13 protein-coding genes are annotated in these 16198 nt (G+C 71.8%); 6 read left to right on the forward strand and 7 right to left on the reverse strand.

Translation table 11 applies throughout. The annotated features are described in order from the left end of the window. Genes FGF04_RS27110 through FGF04_RS27125 form a run of 4 tightly spaced genes read right to left on the reverse strand, consistent with a single transcriptional unit; the run spans nucleotide 1 to nucleotide 5628 of the window. On the reverse strand, nucleotides 1-861 hold the full coding sequence (locus FGF04_RS27110) for a 2Fe-2S iron-sulfur cluster-binding protein (RefSeq protein ID WP_149513977.1): 861 nt from the start codon (nucleotides 859-861) through the stop codon (nucleotides 1-3). After that, nucleotides 858-2681, reverse strand: coding sequence for an NAD(P)H-dependent oxidoreductase subunit E (locus FGF04_RS27115; RefSeq protein WP_149513978.1), 1824 nt, complete (start codon nucleotides 2679-2681; stop codon nucleotides 858-860). The genes FGF04_RS27110 and FGF04_RS27115 overlap by 4 nt, the downstream gene beginning before the upstream one ends. A 6-nt stretch (nucleotides 2682-2687) precedes the next feature. Beyond that, nucleotides 2688-4613, reverse strand: a complete 1926-nt coding sequence (locus tag FGF04_RS27120; protein WP_149513979.1) for a molybdopterin oxidoreductase family protein — start codon at nucleotides 4611-4613, stop codon at nucleotides 2688-2690. Between the two features lie 43 nt (nucleotides 4614-4656). Then, complete coding sequence (locus tag FGF04_RS27125) at nucleotides 4657-5628, reverse strand: 2-dehydropantoate 2-reductase (RefSeq protein WP_149513980.1); 972 nt, start codon at nucleotides 5626-5628, stop codon at nucleotides 4657-4659. Between the two features lie 362 nt (nucleotides 5629-5990). Here FGF04_RS27125 and FGF04_RS27130 point away from each other — a divergent pair, with 362 nt between their 5' ends. The 5 genes from FGF04_RS27130 to FGF04_RS27145 all read left to right on the forward strand — a co-directional run bounded on the left by FGF04_RS27130 (nucleotide 5991) and on the right by FGF04_RS27145 (nucleotide 10193). Further along, nucleotides 5991-7322 (forward strand): OFA family MFS transporter, encoded by a 1332-nt coding sequence (locus tag FGF04_RS27130; RefSeq protein WP_149513981.1) that lies wholly within the window; start codon nucleotides 5991-5993, stop codon nucleotides 7320-7322. Continuing rightward, a complete protein-coding gene (locus tag FGF04_RS40245; protein ID WP_188114259.1) occupies nucleotides 7294-7455 on the forward strand; it encodes an MFS transporter small subunit in 162 nt (53 codons plus the stop codon). The genes FGF04_RS27130 and FGF04_RS40245 overlap by 29 nt, the downstream gene beginning before the upstream one ends. 239 nt (nucleotides 7456-7694) lie before the next feature. Further along, complete coding sequence (locus tag FGF04_RS27135) at nucleotides 7695-8633, forward strand: beta-ketoacyl-ACP synthase III (RefSeq protein WP_149513982.1); 939 nt, start codon at nucleotides 7695-7697, stop codon at nucleotides 8631-8633. Between the two features lie 150 nt (nucleotides 8634-8783). Next, nucleotides 8784-9464 (forward strand): GntR family transcriptional regulator, encoded by a 681-nt coding sequence (locus FGF04_RS27140; RefSeq protein ID WP_149514384.1) that lies wholly within the window; start codon nucleotides 8784-8786, stop codon nucleotides 9462-9464. A 48-nt stretch (nucleotides 9465-9512) separates the two neighbouring features. After that, the gene (locus FGF04_RS27145; RefSeq protein WP_149513983.1) at nucleotides 9513-10193 is read left to right on the forward strand and encodes a TetR/AcrR family transcriptional regulator; all 681 of its coding nucleotides are present in this window, start codon (nucleotides 9513-9515) and stop codon (nucleotides 10191-10193) included. Nucleotides 10194-10260: 67 nt separating this feature from the next. Here FGF04_RS27145 and FGF04_RS27150 read toward each other — a convergent pair whose 3' ends face one another. The 3 genes from FGF04_RS27150 to FGF04_RS27160 form a co-directional block, all read right to left on the reverse strand. Then, the gene (locus FGF04_RS27150; RefSeq protein ID WP_149513984.1) at nucleotides 10261-11880 is read right to left on the reverse strand and encodes an FAD-dependent oxidoreductase; all 1620 of its coding nucleotides are present in this window, start codon (nucleotides 11878-11880) and stop codon (nucleotides 10261-10263) included. Nucleotides 11881-11933: 53 nt separating this feature from the next. Continuing rightward, entirely contained in the window at nucleotides 11934-12902 is a 969-nt protein-coding gene (locus FGF04_RS27155) for an AurF N-oxygenase family protein (protein WP_149513985.1), read from the reverse strand. A 79-nt stretch (nucleotides 12903-12981) separates the two neighbouring features. After that, a complete protein-coding gene (locus FGF04_RS27160; RefSeq protein WP_149513986.1) occupies nucleotides 12982-14517 on the reverse strand; it encodes a flavin-containing monooxygenase in 1536 nt (511 codons plus the stop codon). Nucleotides 14518-14920: 403 nt separating this feature from the next. On the opposite strand from FGF04_RS27160, the gene FGF04_RS27165 reads away from it, so the two are divergent. Continuing rightward, a complete protein-coding gene (locus FGF04_RS27165) occupies nucleotides 14921-16102 on the forward strand; it encodes an ROK family protein (protein WP_149514385.1) in 1182 nt (393 codons plus the stop codon). Nucleotides 16103-16198: the final 96 nt, after the last annotated feature.

A 16198-nucleotide genomic window follows, 5' to 3' on the forward strand; every position in this document is an offset into this window, starting at 1 on the left:
TCAGTCCCGGTTCTGTACGTGCTGGTAGCCGAAGCGGCCCTTGATGCAGAGGTTGCCGTGGGTCACCGGGTTGTCGTGCGGCGAGGTGACCTTGACGATCTCATTGTCCTGTACGTGCAGGGTGAGATTGCAGCCCACTCCGCAGTAGGCGCAGACCGTGGTCGTCTCGGTCTGCGCCGACTCGTCCCACGTACCCGCCGCACGCATGTCGAACTCCGATTTGAACGAAAGCGCACCCGTCGGGCACACCTCGACGCAGTTGCCGCAGTACACACAGGCCGAATCGGTGAGCGGGGCGTCGTGCTCGACGGCGATCCGGGCGTCGAAACCGCGGCCGGCCACCGAGATCGCGAAGCTGTTCTGCCACTGGTCGCCGCAGGCGTCCACGCACTTGTAGCAGAGGATGCACTTGCCGTAGTCGCGCACGTAGAGGTCGTTGTCGACCCTCGGCTCCTCGTCGACGCGGGCCGCGTTCGGACCGAACCGGTCGGGCTTCGCCTCGTACTCCTTCAGCCAGCCGGCCACCTCCGGCGTGGTGGACAGGTCGACCGAGGAGGCGAGGAGCTCCAGGACGACCTTGCGGCTGTGCCGGGCCCGCTCGGTGTCCGTGCGCACCTCCATGCCCGCCTCCGCCTTGCGGGAGCAGGCCGGGACCAGGGTGCGCGCGCCCTCCACCTCGACCACGCAGACCCGGCAGGCGTTCTTCGGGGCGAGGGTGTCGCCCTGGCACAGGGTCGGCACGTCCTTGCCCGCCGCCCGGCAGGCGTCGAGGATCGTCGAGCCCTCCGGCGCCCGCACGGGCTGGCCGTCGAGCGTGAACTCCAGCAGGCGGCGGGGGATCCCCAGCGGTGTCACGGTCATTCGTACGCCCCCAGGCGGTCGATGGCGGATTCCACGGCGTTCCACGCGGTCTGCCCCAGACCGCAGATCGAGGCGTCCTTCATGGCCCGCCCCACCTCCCGCAGCAGCGTGATGTCGGCGGCGGCGTCCGCGCCGGTCCGCTCCACGATGCGGTGCAGGGCCTCCTCCTGGCGCACGGTGCCGACCCGGCAGGGCACGCACTGCCCGCACGACTCGTCGCGGAAGAACTCGGCGATCCGCAGCAGCAGGCGCGGCAGCGGCACGGTGTCGTCGAAGGCCAGCACGACCCCCGAGCCGAGCGTGGTGCCGGCCGCCCGCGTCCCCTCGAAGGTGAGCGGGATGTCCAGCTCGTCGGGCCGTACGAAGCCGCCGGCCGCCCCGCCGAGCAGCACCGCGCGCAGCCGCTCGCGCACCCCCGCCAGGTCCAGCAGCTCGCCGAGCGTCGCGCCGAACGGCAGCTCGTAGATGCCGGGCCGCTCCACGCTGCCCGACACGCAGAACAGCTTCGGCCCGGTGGAGGCGCCGGTGCCGATCGCCGCGTACGCCGGGGCGCCCAGGGTGAGGATCGGCAGGACGTTGACCAGCGTCTCGACGTTGTTCTCCGCGGTGGGCTTGCCGAACAGGCCCTTCTCCACCGGGAAGGGCGGCTTGGAGCGCGGCTCGCCCCGGTACCCCTCGATGGAGTTGAACAGGGCGGTTTCCTCGCCGCAGATGTAGGCGCCCGCGCCGCGCCGGATCTCGATGTCGAAGGCGTACCCCTGGCCGAGGACGTCGTCCCCGAGCAGCCCGCGCGCGCGGGCCTGTCCGATGGCGTGCTCCATGCGGCGCAGGGCCCGCGGGTACTCGCCGCGCAGGTACAGGTAGCCCTTGTGCGCGCCGACCGCGTACGCCGCGATCGTCATCGCCTCCACGAGCGCGTACGGGTCGCCCTCCATGACCACCCGGTCCTTGAAGGTGCCCGGCTCGGATTCGTCGGCGTTGCAGACGAGGTAGTGCGGGTGGTCGGGCTGGGACGCCGTGGCCTGCCATTTGCGGCCGGTGGGGAAGGCGGCGCCGCCGCGCCCGACCAGGCCCGCGTCGGTGACCTCGCGGATCACCCCGGCGGGGCCGATCGCGAAGGCCCGGCGCAGGGCCGTGTAACCGCCGTGCGCCCGGTAGTCGTCGAGCGAGGCCGGATCGACGACGCCGACCCGGCCCAGCAGCATCAGGGCGGGGTCCCCGGCCTGCGGGACCGCCAGCGCGGCGGCCGGCTCCTCGGGCGCCGAGTCGGGTGCGCTCGCCGCGAGCACGGCCCGCCCGACGGTCGCGGGCGCCGACACGGCCGTACGCACCGGATCGCCCGCCTTGACCGCGAGCGCGGCCGGGGCCCGTTCGCACAGGCCCAGGCAAGGGCTGCGCTCGACGCTCACCCCGCTGCCGGGGCCGAGCCGGGCCTCGACCCCCGCGCACAGCTCCGGTGCCCCGGCCGCCGCGCACGCCAGGTCCGTGCACACGTGCAGGACCGTCGCCGGGCGCGGCCTCAGCGAGAACATCGCGTAGAAGGTGGCGACCCCGTAGGCCTCCGCCGGCGGCACGGTGAGCCGCCGGCACAGGTAGTCGAGGGCACCCTCGCTGATCCAGCCGATCCGGTCGTTGACGGCGTGCAGCCCCGGCAACAGCAGGTCGCGACGGTCCCGGGCCGCCCGCCCGCCGCGCGCCCACCTGAGATCGGCGTCGGACCGGTCGGCGCCCTCCCAGGAGGTCTCCGGAGGACCCAGCAGCGCGTCGACCGCCGCCCGTTCCTCGTCCGTCGGTTTGCTGTCACCGAAGTGCAGGTCCACGTGACATCACCTCACTTGAGTAGCGACCGGCAGCTTTTCGATCCGGATCGCCGACGCCTTGAACTCCGCCGTCCCCGCGATCGGGCAGTTCGCCTCGATGGTCAGGGAGTTGGTGTCCACCTCGTCGGGGAAGTGCATGGTCATGAACGCGAGCCCCGGCCGCAGCGCGGTGTCGATCCACACCGGCGCCGTCACCGCCCCGCGCCGCGAGGAGACCTGGACCCGCTCGCCGACCACCACGCCGTAGCGCTCGGCGTCCTCCGGGCACAGCTCGACGTACTCGCCGCGCCGCAGCGGCGAGGCGAAACTCCCGCTCTGCACCCCGGTGTTGTACGAGTCCAGCCGCCGCCCGGTGGTCAGCCGGATCGGGTACTCCTCGTCCGTCAGATCCACCGGCGGATCGTGCCGGACCAGCCCGAAGGGCGCGGGGCGCCCCCGCGCGGCCGGGTCGGACTCCCACAGCCTGCCGTGCAGGTACGTCGGTTCGAGCCGGTCGGTGTCCGGGCAGGGCCACTGGATGCCCTGGTGCTCCTCCAGCCGCTCGTACGTCATCCCGTAGTGGTCCGGGGACACCGACCGCAGCTCGTTCCAGACGGCCTCGGAGTCCGCGTACTTCCAGTCGTGGCCGAGCCGGGAGGCGAGGTCGCAGAGGATGTCGATGTCCTCGCGGGCCTCGCCGGGCGGGGTGACCGCCCGGCGCACCCGCTGGACCCGGCGCTCGCTGTTGGTGGTCGTGCCTTCGGTCTCCGCCCAGCCGGCGGTCGCGGGCAGGACCACGTCCGCCAGCTCGGCCGTTTTTGTCAGGAAGATGTCCTGGACGACGAGGAAGTCGAGCCCCTGCATCCGGCGCACGGCCTGCCCGCTGTCGGCCTCCGACTGCGCCGGGTTCTCCCCGATGCAGTAGACCGCCTTGAGCGAGCCCTCCTCCATGGCCTCGAACATCTCCGTCAGGTTCATCCCGTAGTGCGGCTCGATGACCGTCTCCCACGCGGACTCGAACTTCAGCCGGGTGTCCGGGTCCAGGATGTCCTGGAAGCCGGGCAGCCGGTTGGGGATGGCGCCCATGTCGCCGCCGCCCTGCACGTTGTTCTGCCCGCGCAGGGGCTGCAGGCCGGAGCCGAAGCGGCCCACGTGCCCGGTCAGGAGCGACAGGTTGATGAGCGCGCGCACGTTGTCGGTGCCGTTGTGGTGCTCGGTGATGCCCAGCGTCCAGCACAGCTGGGCGCGCTCGGCGCGGGCGTAGGCGTGCGCCAGCTCCCGTATCGCGGCGGCCGGCACGCCCGTCACCTTCTCCGCCAGCGACAGCGTCCACGGCTCGACGAGCTGCCGGTACTCCTCGAAGCCGGTGGTCGCCCGCTCGACGAACGCCTCGTTCACCAGGCCCGCGTGGATGATCTCGCGGCCGATCGCGTGGGCCATCGGGATGTCCGTGCCCACGTTCAGCCCGAGCCAGCTCTCGGCCCACTCCGCCGTGGAGGTGCGGCGCGGGTCGACCGCGTACATCCGGGCGCCGTTCCTGATGCCCTTCAGGACGTGCTGGAAGAAGATGGGGTGCGCGAAGCGGGCGTTGGAGCCCCACATCACGATCAGGTCGGTGTGCTCGACCTCGCCGTACGAGGAGGTGCCGCCGCCCGAGCCGAAGGCCGCCGACAGGCCCGCCACACTGGGCGCGTGGCAGGTGCGGTTGCAGGAGTCGACGTTGTTGGTGCCCATGACCACGCGGGCGAACTTCTGCGCCACGTAGTTCATCTCGTTGGTGGCCCGGGCGCAGGAGAACAGGCCGAACGCGCCGCGTGCCGCGCCCAGGCCCCGGGCGGCCCGGTCCAGGGCCTCGTCCCAGGTGGCGCGTCGGAAGGGCGCGTCCCGGGAGTCACGGACCAGTGGGTACTGAAGTCGCTTGTAGACGGGGGGAGTTCGCTCTCGCTTCTTCATGCGGCGGTCCTCGGGTTCTGCACGGTGATCCTCCTACGGCTCCTCATGCGGCGGTCCTCAGGGCGAGCAGGTCCGAGATGGCGTGGACGGTGCGGAGCGTGGGCACCGGGACGTCGGTGATCTCCGCGAGTTCGACGACGGCGGCGAGCAGCACGTCGAGTTCGAGCGGCTTGCCGCGCTCCAGGTCCTGGAGCGTGGAGGTGCGGTGGTCGCCGACGCGCTCCGCGCCGGCCAGGCGCCGCTCGATGGACACGCCCACCCGGCAGCCCAGCGCCTCGGCGACCGCGAGCGTCTCGGTCATCATGATCTCGATGACCCGCCGGGTGCCGCCGTGCAGGCACATCTGCCGCATGGTGGCGCGGGCCAGCGCGCTGATCGGGTTGAAGGAGATGTTGCCGAGCAGCTTGAGCCAGATGTCGTTGCGCAGGTCGGGCTCCACCGGGCACTTGAGTCCGCCGGCCACCATGGCCGCGCCGAACGCGCTGCAGCGCGCCGAGACCGTGCGGTCGGGCTCGCCGATGGAGAACCGGGTGCCTTCGAGGTGGCGGACCACTCCGGGCCCCGCCAGCTCGGTCGCCGCGTAGACGACGCAGCCGACGGCCCGGGAGGGCGCGATCACCGCACTGACCGCGCCGCCGGGGTCCACGCTCTCGACGCGGTGCCCGTCGTGCGGGCCGCCGTGCCGGTGGAAGTACCACCAGGGGATGCCGTTCTGGGCGGCCACCACCGCCGTGGAGTCGTGCAGGAGCGGCTCGATGAGCGGCCCGCACGCCGCGTACGAGTTGGCCTTCAGGCCCAGGAGGACGAAGTCGACCGGGCCGACCTCGGCCGGGTCGTCGGTGGCGTGGGCCCGGGCGGTGAAGTCACCGCGGGGGCTGAGCACGCGCACTCCGTGCTGCCTCATGGCCGCCAGATGCGGTCCACGGGCGATGAGGTGCACATCGGCACCCGCGCGGTGCAGCGCGGCTCCGACGTAGGCGCCGATCGCACCGGCGCCGAGAACTGCGACCTTCACTTGAGGGCTCCGTTCGGTCGAGGGTACCGAGGAGACGCTGATCAGCGATGAACCGGGAACGACGAGCTCTGGAATCATGTCGACTGAATATTGTCTACAGTATGGGAGTTGGGGCAGCAAGGGTTCGCGCAGCACCTGGAACGCCGCGCCCACCGGCCGCCCGCGGCCTCGAGCCGACTCCAGGGCTCGCTGAGGGTCGCCTCCCGAACACCCTTGGTGCAGGCGCGGCGGATGGCCGGAAACACCGTTCGTCGGCCGGGACCGACCGTTCACCGCACCCCGCATACCGTTCACCGCATACGGTCGACGAGTAAGGGTGACCCGCCTTCCCATCGGGACAACCGGTTCCTATCGTCCGGATCATGAGTCCCCCTGTAGCCCCACCGGGCTGGAGCCGCTGGCTGGTACCGCCCGCGGCCCTGTCGGTACACCTCTCCATCGGGCAGGCCTACGCCTGGTCCGTGTTCAAGCCGTCCCTGGAGTCCGCGCTCGACCTCAGCGGCACCCAGAGCGCCCTGCCCTTCCAGCTCGGCATCGTGATGCTGGGCCTGTCCGCCGCGTTCGGCGGCACGCTCGTGGAGCGCAACGGCCCGCGCTGGGCGATGACGGTCGCGCTGATCTGCTTCTCCTCGGGCTTCCTGCTCTCCGCCCTCGGCGCCGCCACCGAGCAGTACTGGCTGATCGTGTTCGGCTACGGCTTCGTCGGCGGCATCGGCCTCGGCATCGGCTACATCTCGCCCGTCTCCACGCTCATCAAGTGGTTCCCGGACCGGCCCGGCATGGCCACCGGCATCGCCATCATGGGCTTCGGCGGCGGCGCGCTGATCGCCTCGCCGTGGTCCGCGCAGATGCTGGACTCCTTCGGCTCGGACAGCTCGGGCATCGCCCTGGCCTTCCTCGTGCACGGACTGACGTACGCCGTCTTCATGTCGCTCGGTGTGTTCCTGGTGCGCGTGCCGCGCCCCGTGAAGACCGCGGCCGACGGCACCCCGGCCCCGCTGGAGGGCGTGCAGGTCTCGGCGAACAGCGCCGTGCGCACCCCGCAGTTCTGGCTGCTGTGGATCGTGCTCTGCATGAACGTGACCGCGGGCATCGGCATCCTGGAGAAGGCCGCGCCGATGATCACGGACTTCTTCGCGGACACCTCCACCCCCGTCTCCGTGTCGGCGGCGGCCGGCTTCGTCGCGCTGCTCTCGGCGGCCAACATGGCGGGCCGCATCGGCTGGTCCTCCACCTCCGACCTGATCGGGCGCAAGAACATCTACCGCGTCTACCTGGGTGTCGGCGCGCTGATGTACGCGCTCATCGCCTGGGTCGGGGACTCCTCCAAGCCGGTCTTCATCATCGCCGCGCTGGTGATCCTCTCCTTCTACGGAGGCGGCTTCGCGACCGTCCCCGCCTATCTGAAGGACCTGTTCGGCACCTACCAGGTCGGCGCCATCCACGGGCGGCTGCTCACCGCCTGGTCCACGGCCGGCGTCCTCGGTCCGCTGATCGTCAACTGGATCGCGGACCGGCAGGAGGAGGCCGGGAAGTCCGGGGCGTCCCTGTACGGGCTGTCGCTGGTCATCATGATCGGCCTGCTCGCGGTCGGCTTCGTCGCCAACGAGCTCGTCCGCCCCGTCGCCGCCCGCCACCACGTCACCCCGCAGAAGGAGGCCGCCGATGTCCCCGAGCCAGAGCAGTCCGCCTGACGGCGCCCTGCCGGACGGGCCGGTGCCCGACCGGCGCCCTCTGATCGTGTTCGCCTGGGTCTGGGTGGGAGCTCCGCTGGCCTATGGTCTGTACGAGCTCGTGCAGAAAGCCACGCAGTTGTTCACGGGATGAGCGCGCCGCCGTCCGCGTGACGACCGCGCCGCTGTCCGTGTGACGACCGCGCCGCCGTCCGTGCGACGACCGCGCCGTGGATGCCCGAACGCCCGCAGGGTAGGTGTTCGGGCGTCCGAAGGCCTGACGGAAGCCGACAAGGGTGAACCGTCAATCCTGTGACTTTACGCGTCCCCGTACCCGCGAGTACCTGCACAGACTGGTGAGTCCCGCTACCCAGGCAACCAGGGGGACCGCCCATGAACGGCTCGCGCATCACCGCCGTCGGCCACTACCAGCCCGCCAGGGTCCTGACCAACGAGGACCTGACGCGGCTGGTCGACACCAGCGACGAGTGGATCACGAGCCGGGTGGGCATCCGCACGCGCCACATCGCCGGTCCCGACGAGCCCGTCGACGAGCTGGCCGCGCACGCCGCCGCCAAGGCCCTGGCGGCCGCGGGCCTCGCCCCCGAGGACATCGACCTCGTCCTGGTGGCCACCTCCACCGCCGTGGACCGCTCGCCCAACATGGCCGCCCGGGTCGCCGCCCGCCTCGGCATGCCCTCGCCCGCCGTCATGGACCTCAACGTGGTCTGTGCGGGCTTCACCCACGCGCTGGCCACCGCCGACCACGCCGTACGGGCCGGCGGCGCCACCCGCGTCCTGGTGATCGGCGCCGACAAGATGTCCGACGTGGCCGACTGGACGGACCGCACGACCTGCGTGCTCGTCGGGGACGGGGCGGGCGCCGCCGTCGTCGAGGCCGCCGAGGAGAGCGCCATCGGGCCGGTGCTGTGGGGCTCGGTGCCCGAGATGGGCAACGCGGTGCGCATCGAGGGCACCCCCGCGCGCTTCGCCCAGGAGGGCCAGAGCGTCTACCGGTGGGCCACCACCAAGCTGCCCGCGATCGCCCGCAAGGCCTGCGAGCGGGCCGGGCTCGCACCCGAGGACCTCGCCGCGGTCGTGCTGCACCAGGCGAACCTGCGGATCATCGAGCCCCTCGCCGGGAAGATCGGCGCCGTGAACGCCGTCGTGGCCCGCGACGTCGTCGAGTCCGGCAACACCTCCGCCGCGAGCATCCCGATGGCCCTGTCCAAGCTCGTCGAACGCGGCGAGATCTCCACCGGCGACCGCGTCCTCCTCTTCGGCTTCGGCGGCAACCTCTCCTACGCGGGCCAGGTCATCCACTGCCCCTGACCTGCAGGTTCGCTGTGATGTGACCGGATCGACCCCTCCCCGGCCTGGCCATTGTGCGCCGTAGACTGTAGACGAAAGACAATCGATACTGGTGGCCGGACCGCCGTGCCGCCGGTGCGTCCGCCGTCGCCGCCCAGGAGGGGGACCGTGATGTTGTCGACCGGACTGCCGCAGGGTTCGGTACCGAAGCTCGAACGGCCCGGCCCGCTCAGGGACCGCGTCTACGAGGCCCTGCTCGAACTGATCACCACCCGCGCCCTCCAGCCCGGCCAGCACCTCGTCGAGAGCGAGCTGGCCGGGCACCTCGGCGTCTCCCGGCAGCCCGTGCGCGAGGCGCTGCAGCGGCTGAACACCGAGGGCTGGGTCGACCTGCGGCCCGCGCAGGGCGCGTTCGTGCACGAGCCCACCGAGGCCGAGGCGGACCAGCTCCTCACCGTGCGCACCCTCCTGGAGGCCGAGGCGGCCCGGCTCGCGGCGGCCAACGCGGGCACCTCGGGCATCGCCGCCCTGGAGGAGCTGTGCGCCCTGGGCGAGGAGGCGGTCGGCGCCGACGACGTGGACGCGGCGGTCGCGACCAACGCCCGCTTCCACGCCAAGGTCATGGAGCTCGCCGGCAACACCGTCCTGGCCGAGCTGGCCGCCCAGGTCGACCGGCGCGTGCGCTGGTACTACACCCCGGTCGCCCGGCAGCGCGGCCGGCAGTCCTGGATCGAGCACCGCGACCTGATCGCCGCGATCTCGGCGCGCGACGAGCAGCGCGCGACCGAGGTCATGCGCGCCCACACCGAGCACACCCGCCGGACGTACCACGCGCGGCCCCGTGACCAGTAGTGGTTCGTCGCGTCCGTGCCCCCGCCGGGACGTCGATAGTGTGGCGGGATGGCTGACGGAACCGGCGGCGAGCCGCAGACAGACGGGCGCTCCACCCGCTGGGACGACCACAAGGCGCGGCGGCAGGTCGACCTGGTGGACGCGGCGGTGGCCCTCATCGAGGAGGAGGGCACGCGCTTCAAACTGCAGCGGCTGGCGGAGCGCGTGGGCCTGCCGCGGTCGGTGCTCTACCGGCACTTCAAGGACCGGGCCACGCTGGAGGAGCTGATCCGCCGGCGGGTGGTGGAGTCGTTCATGCGGGGCATCGAGCCCACCCTCGCCTTCGAAGGGACGATCGAGGAGTCCGTACGGCGCGTGGTGGGCGCGCATCTGGACTGGGTGGCCCAACKCCCCCGCCTGTACGCCTACATGGGCGTCGGCGAGCATGCGATGGGGGACGGGTCGCTGGTGGCGGACACCAAGGCGGCCATCGCGCTGATGCTCAGCGACCGGTTCGGGGACGTGCTGAAGGCGCTCGGGGTGCCCGAGGCGCCGATCCGTTCGGTGGCGATCGGCATCGTCGGGTTCGTGGACACCTGCGTCAACCAGTGGGTACGCGACCAGCAGCGTGAGCTGTCCGAGGACGAGCTGCGCGAGATGCTGTGCCGTTCGGTCTGGGCGGTGCTCGACGCGACGCTGCGGAGTCTGGGCGTGGAGCTGTCGCCACAGCAGCGCGTGGCGGATCTGTAGGAGTCTCCGGGTCTCCGGGTCTCCGGCCGCGCGCTCCCCGGACCGTGCGGCCGTCAGCCGCGGGCCGTCACCCGCGGGCCGCCGGGGCGGACCGCGCGGTCTGCGCGGCACGGTGCAGCGACACGGTGTCCGTGAACTTCACCCGCGGACGGCCCTGGGCCTCGCCCGCGGCCCGTTCCGCCCGGTCTATCGCGCGCCAGGCGTCCACTCCCAGCGCCTGCGCCGTCGTGCCGGCACCGCCGTGCACCGGCCGCGTGAGCCGGCCGGCGGCGAAGTCGTCCAGGAGGGACTCGACCGTCTCGTGGGCGCAGGACTTGTTCGTCCCGATGAAACCGGTGGGCCCGCGCTTGATCCAGCCCGCGACATAGACGCCGGGCTCGACCCGGCCGCCCTCGTGGGGGACGGTCGCGCTGTCCTCGTCGAAGGGCAGACCGGGGACGGGCCGGGCGCGGTAGCCGACCGAGCGCAGGACGAGACCGGTCTCCAGTACCTGACTCCCACCGGTGGGCAGGGCCCGTACGGTGCCGTCCGCGTCCGTGTGCAGCGTGGTGGCGGTGACCTCCAGGGCCCGGACGGAAGCGTCTCCGGTGAGCCGCACCGGGCTGGTCAGGAAGCGCAGCACGATACGGCGGCGGCCCTCCGCCGGCGTCCGGGCGGCCAGCCGCGCCAGGAGCCGGGTCTTCTCGGTGGCGTCGGGGTCCAGGTCGTCGGGCCATCCCTCGACCGTGACGTCCACGTCCTTGAGGGCGGCGAGCGCGAGGAGTTCGGGCAGGGTGAAGGCCGCCTGGGCGGGTCCGCGCCGGCCCAGCAGGACCACCTCGCGGATGCGGCCGGCGCGCAGCGCGGCGAGCGCGCGGTCGGAGATGTCGGTACGGGCCAGGACGTCGGGGTCGGCGGTGAGGATGCGGGCGACGTCGAGGGCGACGTTGCCGTTGCCGATGACGACGGCCCGCTCGGTGTCCAGGTCGTACGCGTCGTGCGCGCGGTCGGGGTGGCCGTTGTACCAGGCGACGAAGTCCGTCGCGGAGACGCTGCCCCGCAGGTCCTCGCCCTCGATGCCGAGCCGTCTGTCGGTCGCGGCGCCGACGGCGTAGATCACCGCGTGGTGCTCGCGCAGGAGATCGGCGTGGGTGAGGTCGGTGCCGACCTCGACACCGAGGCGGTAAGCGAAACCCGGCTGGGATTCGATGGTCCGGAAGAGCTGGGTGACCTGTTTGGTGTCCTGGTGGTCCGGTGCGACGCCGGCCCGGGCGAGACCGTACGGCGTCGGCAGGCGATCGTAGACGGTGACGCGCACCCCGGGGTGGCGCAGCAGCTCGTCGGCGGCGAAGAGACCGGCGGGGCCCGCACCGACGACGGCGACGGACAACTCGCCCGCCGGAAGGGCCCGTTGACGGGGCACGACGTACATGGGGGTGCGGTCGGCGTGCGGATTCTCCTTGTAGTACGAGGCGTTCAGCTCCAGGAACGGCAGCTCGCCCTCGCCGAGCGCCGTGTGGGGCTTGAGCGCGTCCACCGGGCAGGCGGTCGTGCAGGCGCCGCAGTCCACGCAGGTCTGCGGATCGACGTACAGCATCTCGGCCGTGGCGAAGCCGGGTTCGCCCGGCGCGGGGTGGATGCAGTTGACCGGACAGGCCAGCACGCAGGAGGCGTCGGCGCAGCAAGATCGGGTGACGACGTACGGCACGGCGGGCTGGTCTCCGTTCGGGGATGAGAGCGATGCGCGGAGCCGGTGGCGGCTCAGTCGGTGTGCAGGACGGGCTCACCGCGGAAGCGCGCCGGGCGGCCGTCGATGCGCAGGGCCTTCCACAGCAGCCGGGACACCTTGTTCATCAGGCCGATGTCCTCGGCGAGCATCCGTACGTCGGAGAAGAGATCGTGCAGCATCCGCTGCCCTGCCTCGGACTTCCAGAAGACGTCCTTGACCACCCAGGCCGGGATGCCGACCTGCGCGGCGGACTTCCGGTCGGGAATCATGATGACGTCGCACAGGGTCCGCATGATCAGCGGGAAGAGGAGGGACAGAGCCCCGCGGCGGACCTTGCCGAAGCGCGGGACGCGCAGGCGCAGGAACTCATGGGCGAAGGAGATGTGCCGGGCCTCCTCGGCGATGTGGATCTGCATGATCCGCTGCGGGAGGGGATGCACCGGCTCCCCGCTGCGCAGGGCGCCCTTCTGCAGATGGTCGATGGGCTCCTCACCGGCCAGGATGCCGGTGAAGAACGCCTCGGGGTAGAGGGAACCGGCCAGCGGCAGGATCCGGCTGAGCTGCCGGAACCAGCGCTTGCCGCCCGCGGTGTCCACGCCGGTGCGGTTGACCAGCTCCTGGAACATCTGGGTGTGGTGGGTCTCCTCGGTGATCTCGTGGGTGAGATACCTGAACTCCTCGTTGCGGTTGCCCAGTTGGTAGATGTAGTCCAGGGCTCCGCGCATCAGGAGGTTCTCGAACTGCATGCCCACCTTGGCGATGACCGCCCAGCGCCAGATCCCGATCCGGATGCGGGCTTCGAGCGACTGCTCCCGGTACCAGGGGTGGGCGCCCAGGGCGTCCGCGCTGGTGAGCACCCAGCGCGGGTCGTCGGGGTCCACGGCGAACTCGGGATCGTCCCACTTGATGTCGACGAACGCGTTGAAGTTCACGTTCACGGAGCCCTCGGAGAGGGTCCGCAGGCGCTCGTCGTAGAGCTTCCTGGTCAGGTGCGCGGTCATCTTCGTCCTCGCTTGTCTGCTGGGCCGCCATGGGGGGGGGAGGAGGCGGGTGCGCGGGCCGGTGGTACGGGCCGGACGGTCAGGCGACGCGGGGCGCTTCCCGGGCGTCGGCCGCGCTGTCCGTGGTGGGGGTGGGTACGGAGGTCCGCGGCCCCGCCTGGGCGAAGTGCAGCGGGCCGTCCTCGACGGGGGCGTCCCGGAGCATGGCGCGGTCGCGGTAGTAGTTGTTCCACAGCCGCCACGGGGCGCGGGTGCCCTGGCGCGGCATGACCTGGTCGGCGCGGGTGATGTAGCCGGAGGTCAGCGCCTCGCCCATGACCGAGGCCGTCGAACGGTCACCGTCGGACGCCACCGGGGTGGCGACGTCGTGCCCGTGGCGCCGCATGTACGCGATGAGCCGTGCGGTGTAGTCGGCCGCCAGGTCCGCCTTCAGGGTCCAGGAGGCGTTGGTGTAACCGATGACGAGGGACATGTTCGGGACGCCCTCCAGCAGGACGGCCTTGTAGAGGACGCGGTCCTTGACGTCCACCGGCTCGCCGTCGACGGTGAGTGCCATGCCGCCCAGGAGGCGGACGTTCAGTCCCGTGGCGGTGACGACGATGTCGGCCTTGAGCTCCTCGCCGGACCGCAGCCGGATGCCGTCGGGGGTGAAGGTGTCGATGTGGTCGGTGGCGATCGACGCCTTCCCGCTTCTGAGCGCCTTGAACAGGTCGCCGCCGGGGACGACGCACAGCCGCTGGTCCCACGGCTTGTACGCCGGGCTGAAGTGACGCATGTCGACGCCCTTGCCGGCCCGGACCCGCACCAGCCCGAGCAGGATCCTGCGGGCGAGGCGGGGGTACTTGCGGCAGAAGGCGTAACTCCCGCGCTGCAGGGCGATGTTGCGGGCGCGGACGAGTTTGTGCGTCAGCCGGGCCGGGGCGCGCAGCAGCTGCAGGACGCGGGTGAGCGGGTCGGTCTCGGGCAGCCCGAGGACGTAGGTAGGGGAGCGCTGCAGCATGGTGACGTGCGCCGCGTCGTCGGCCATCGCGGGCAGCAGGGTGATGGCGGTGGCCCCCGAACCGATGACGACCACGCGCCGCCCGGTGTGGTCGAGATCCTCCGGCCACTGCTGCGGATGGACCAGGGTGCCCCGGTAGTCGGCCTCGCCGGGGAACCGCGGCCGGTAGGGGGAGTCGTAGTCGTAGTAGCCGGTCGACCCGATGAGGTACCCCGCGCTGTACGACTCGCGCTCACCGGTGCCCTCGTCCTCGACCTCGACGGTCCAGCGGCCGGTGGCGTGCGAGAAGTCCGCACCGATCGCCCGGCGCCGGAAGCGGACGTGCTCCAGCACGCCCTCGTGGGCCGCGGTGTCCTCGACGTACCGCCGGATCCGCGCGCCGTCGGCGAGGATGCGCGCGTCGTGCCAGGGGCGGAACCCGAAGCCGAAGGTGTGCATGTCGGAGTCGGAGCGGACACCGGGATACCGGAAGAGGTCCCAGGTGCCCCCGACGCGGGCCCGGCGTTCGAGGACGACGAGCGAGGCCCCCGGAACGGCACGCAGTACGTGGCGGGCGGCACTGACACCGGAGATGCCGGCGCCGATGACCAGGACGTCGACGTGCTGCTGCTCCATCGCGAAGGATCCTCACTGACGGCTGACGATGACTCGGGAACGTGGTGCGACTTCAGCGCGCTGTGGGCAATTTACCTGCGACACCATGTTTCAGATACCCCCGGTAACGTGTCGTAGATCACATCAGGAGTCTCAAAGGTGGTCGATTCGCACCGGTCTGCACCCCATCAGGGGCGCGGGGAACTGCGCGACCGGCCACGACGCACCCGCAGCCGAAAAACCACCCCGGGCGGAGCCCGAACTGCCCCGTGCGCCACCGGCGCACGCTTCTTTGTCCACTCAGTGGAAAAAGTCGTAGGTAATTCCTGCGCAACTTCTTCCCACTCCCGGCAGCCACTGCTACGTTCCCCTCGAAAGACAACGACGGCGGTGCCGATGAGGCGGGGAGGGGCCCGTGAGACGTATGACTGCGCGACCCGGGAACGCCCATCAGGCGCGGCTGCTCACCCTGCTGCGCGACGGCGGCCCCAACTCACGGGCCCAACTGGGGGACCAGGTCGACCTCTCGCGGTCCAAGCTGGCCGTGGAGGTCGAACGCCTCCTGGAGACCGGCCTCGTGGTGGCCGACGGCCTCGCCGCCTCGCGCGGCGGACGCCGGTCCCACAACATCCGGCTCGCCCCCGCGCTGCGCTTCCTGGGCGTCGACATCGGGGCCACCTCGATAGACGTCGCCGTCACCAACGCCGAGCTGGAGGTGCTGGGACACATCACCCAGCCCATGGACGTACGCGAGGGACCCGTCGCGGTCTTCGAGCAAGTCCTGTCCATGGCGCAGAAGTTGAAGGCATCGGGACTCGCGGAGGGGTTCGACGGCGCCGGCATCGGGGTACCCGGACCGGTTCGCTTCCCCGAGGGCGTCCCGGTCGCCCCGCCGATCATGCCGGGCTGGGACGGGTTCCCGGTGCGCGAGGCGCTGAGCCAGGACCTCGGCTGCCCCGTCATGGTCGACAACGACGTGAACCTGATGGCGATGGGGGAGCAGCACGCGGGCGTGGCCCGCTCCGTGGGCGACTTCCTCTGCGTCAAGATCGGTACCGGTATCGGCTGCGGGATCGTCGTCGGCGGTGAGGTCTACCGCGGTACGACGGGCAGCGCCGGCGACATCGGCCACATCCAGGCCGTACCGGACGGCCGCCCGTGCGCGTGCGGCAACCGGGGCTGCCTGGAGGCGCACTTCAGCGGCGCCGCCCTGGCCCGCGACGCCCTGGAGGCCGCCCAGCAGGGGCTCTCCGAGGAACTCGCGGCCCGGCTGGAGGCGGCGGGCGCCCTGAGCGCCGTCGACGTCGCCGCCGCAGCCGCCGCGGGCGACGCCACCGCACTCGACCTGATCCGCGAGGGCGGCAACCGCACCGGCCAGGTCATCGCCGGACTCGTCAGCTTCTTCAACCCGGGCCTGGTGGTGATCGGCGGCGGGGTGACCGGCCTCGGCCACACCCTGCTCGCCGCGATCCGCACCCAGGTCTACCGCCAGTCGCTGCCCCTCGCGACCGGCAACCTCCCCATCGTGCTGGGGGAGCTGGGACCCACCGCCGGAGTCATCGGCGCGGCCCGGCTCATCAGCGACCACCTGTTCTCKCCCGCGTAACACCCGCCTCCGCAGCCGCGTCCACGCCACTCCTCCGACCCGATCCGACCCACCCGGACCGTCCCGGCCACACCCGGAGCGACCCGGACCCGTCCC

The organism is Streptomyces apricus (genome assembly GCF_008369065.1).
Taxonomy (GTDB): domain Bacteria; phylum Actinomycetota; class Actinomycetes; order Streptomycetales; family Streptomycetaceae; genus Streptomyces; species Streptomyces apricus.

Bases quoted from the DNA above. Each gene is read 5' to 3' on its own strand.
- FGF04_RS27110 (WP_149513977.1), bottom strand. From the start codon at position 861: ATGACCGTGACACCGCTGGGGATCCCCCGCCGCCTGCTGGAGTTCACG.
- FGF04_RS27120 (WP_149513979.1), bottom strand. From the start codon at position 4,613: ATGAAGAAGCGAGAGCGAACTCCCCCCGTCTACAAGCGACTTCAGTAC.
- FGF04_RS27130 (WP_149513981.1), top strand. From the start codon at position 5,991: ATGAGTCCCCCTGTAGCCCCACCGGGCTGGAGCCGCTGGCTGGTACCG.
- FGF04_RS40245 (WP_188114259.1), top strand. From the start codon at position 7,294: ATGTCCCCGAGCCAGAGCAGTCCGCCTGACGGCGCCCTGCCGGACGGG.
- FGF04_RS27135 (WP_149513982.1), top strand. From the start codon at position 7,695: ATGAACGGCTCGCGCATCACCGCCGTCGGCCACTACCAGCCCGCCAGG.
- FGF04_RS27140 (WP_149514384.1), top strand. From the start codon at position 8,784: ATGTTGTCGACCGGACTGCCGCAGGGTTCGGTACCGAAGCTCGAACGG.
- FGF04_RS27155 (WP_149513985.1), bottom strand. From the start codon at position 12,902: ATGACCGCGCACCTGACCAGGAAGCTCTACGACGAGCGCCTGCGGACC.
- FGF04_RS27160 (WP_149513986.1), bottom strand. From the start codon at position 14,517: ATGGAGCAGCAGCACGTCGACGTCCTGGTCATCGGCGCCGGCATCTCC.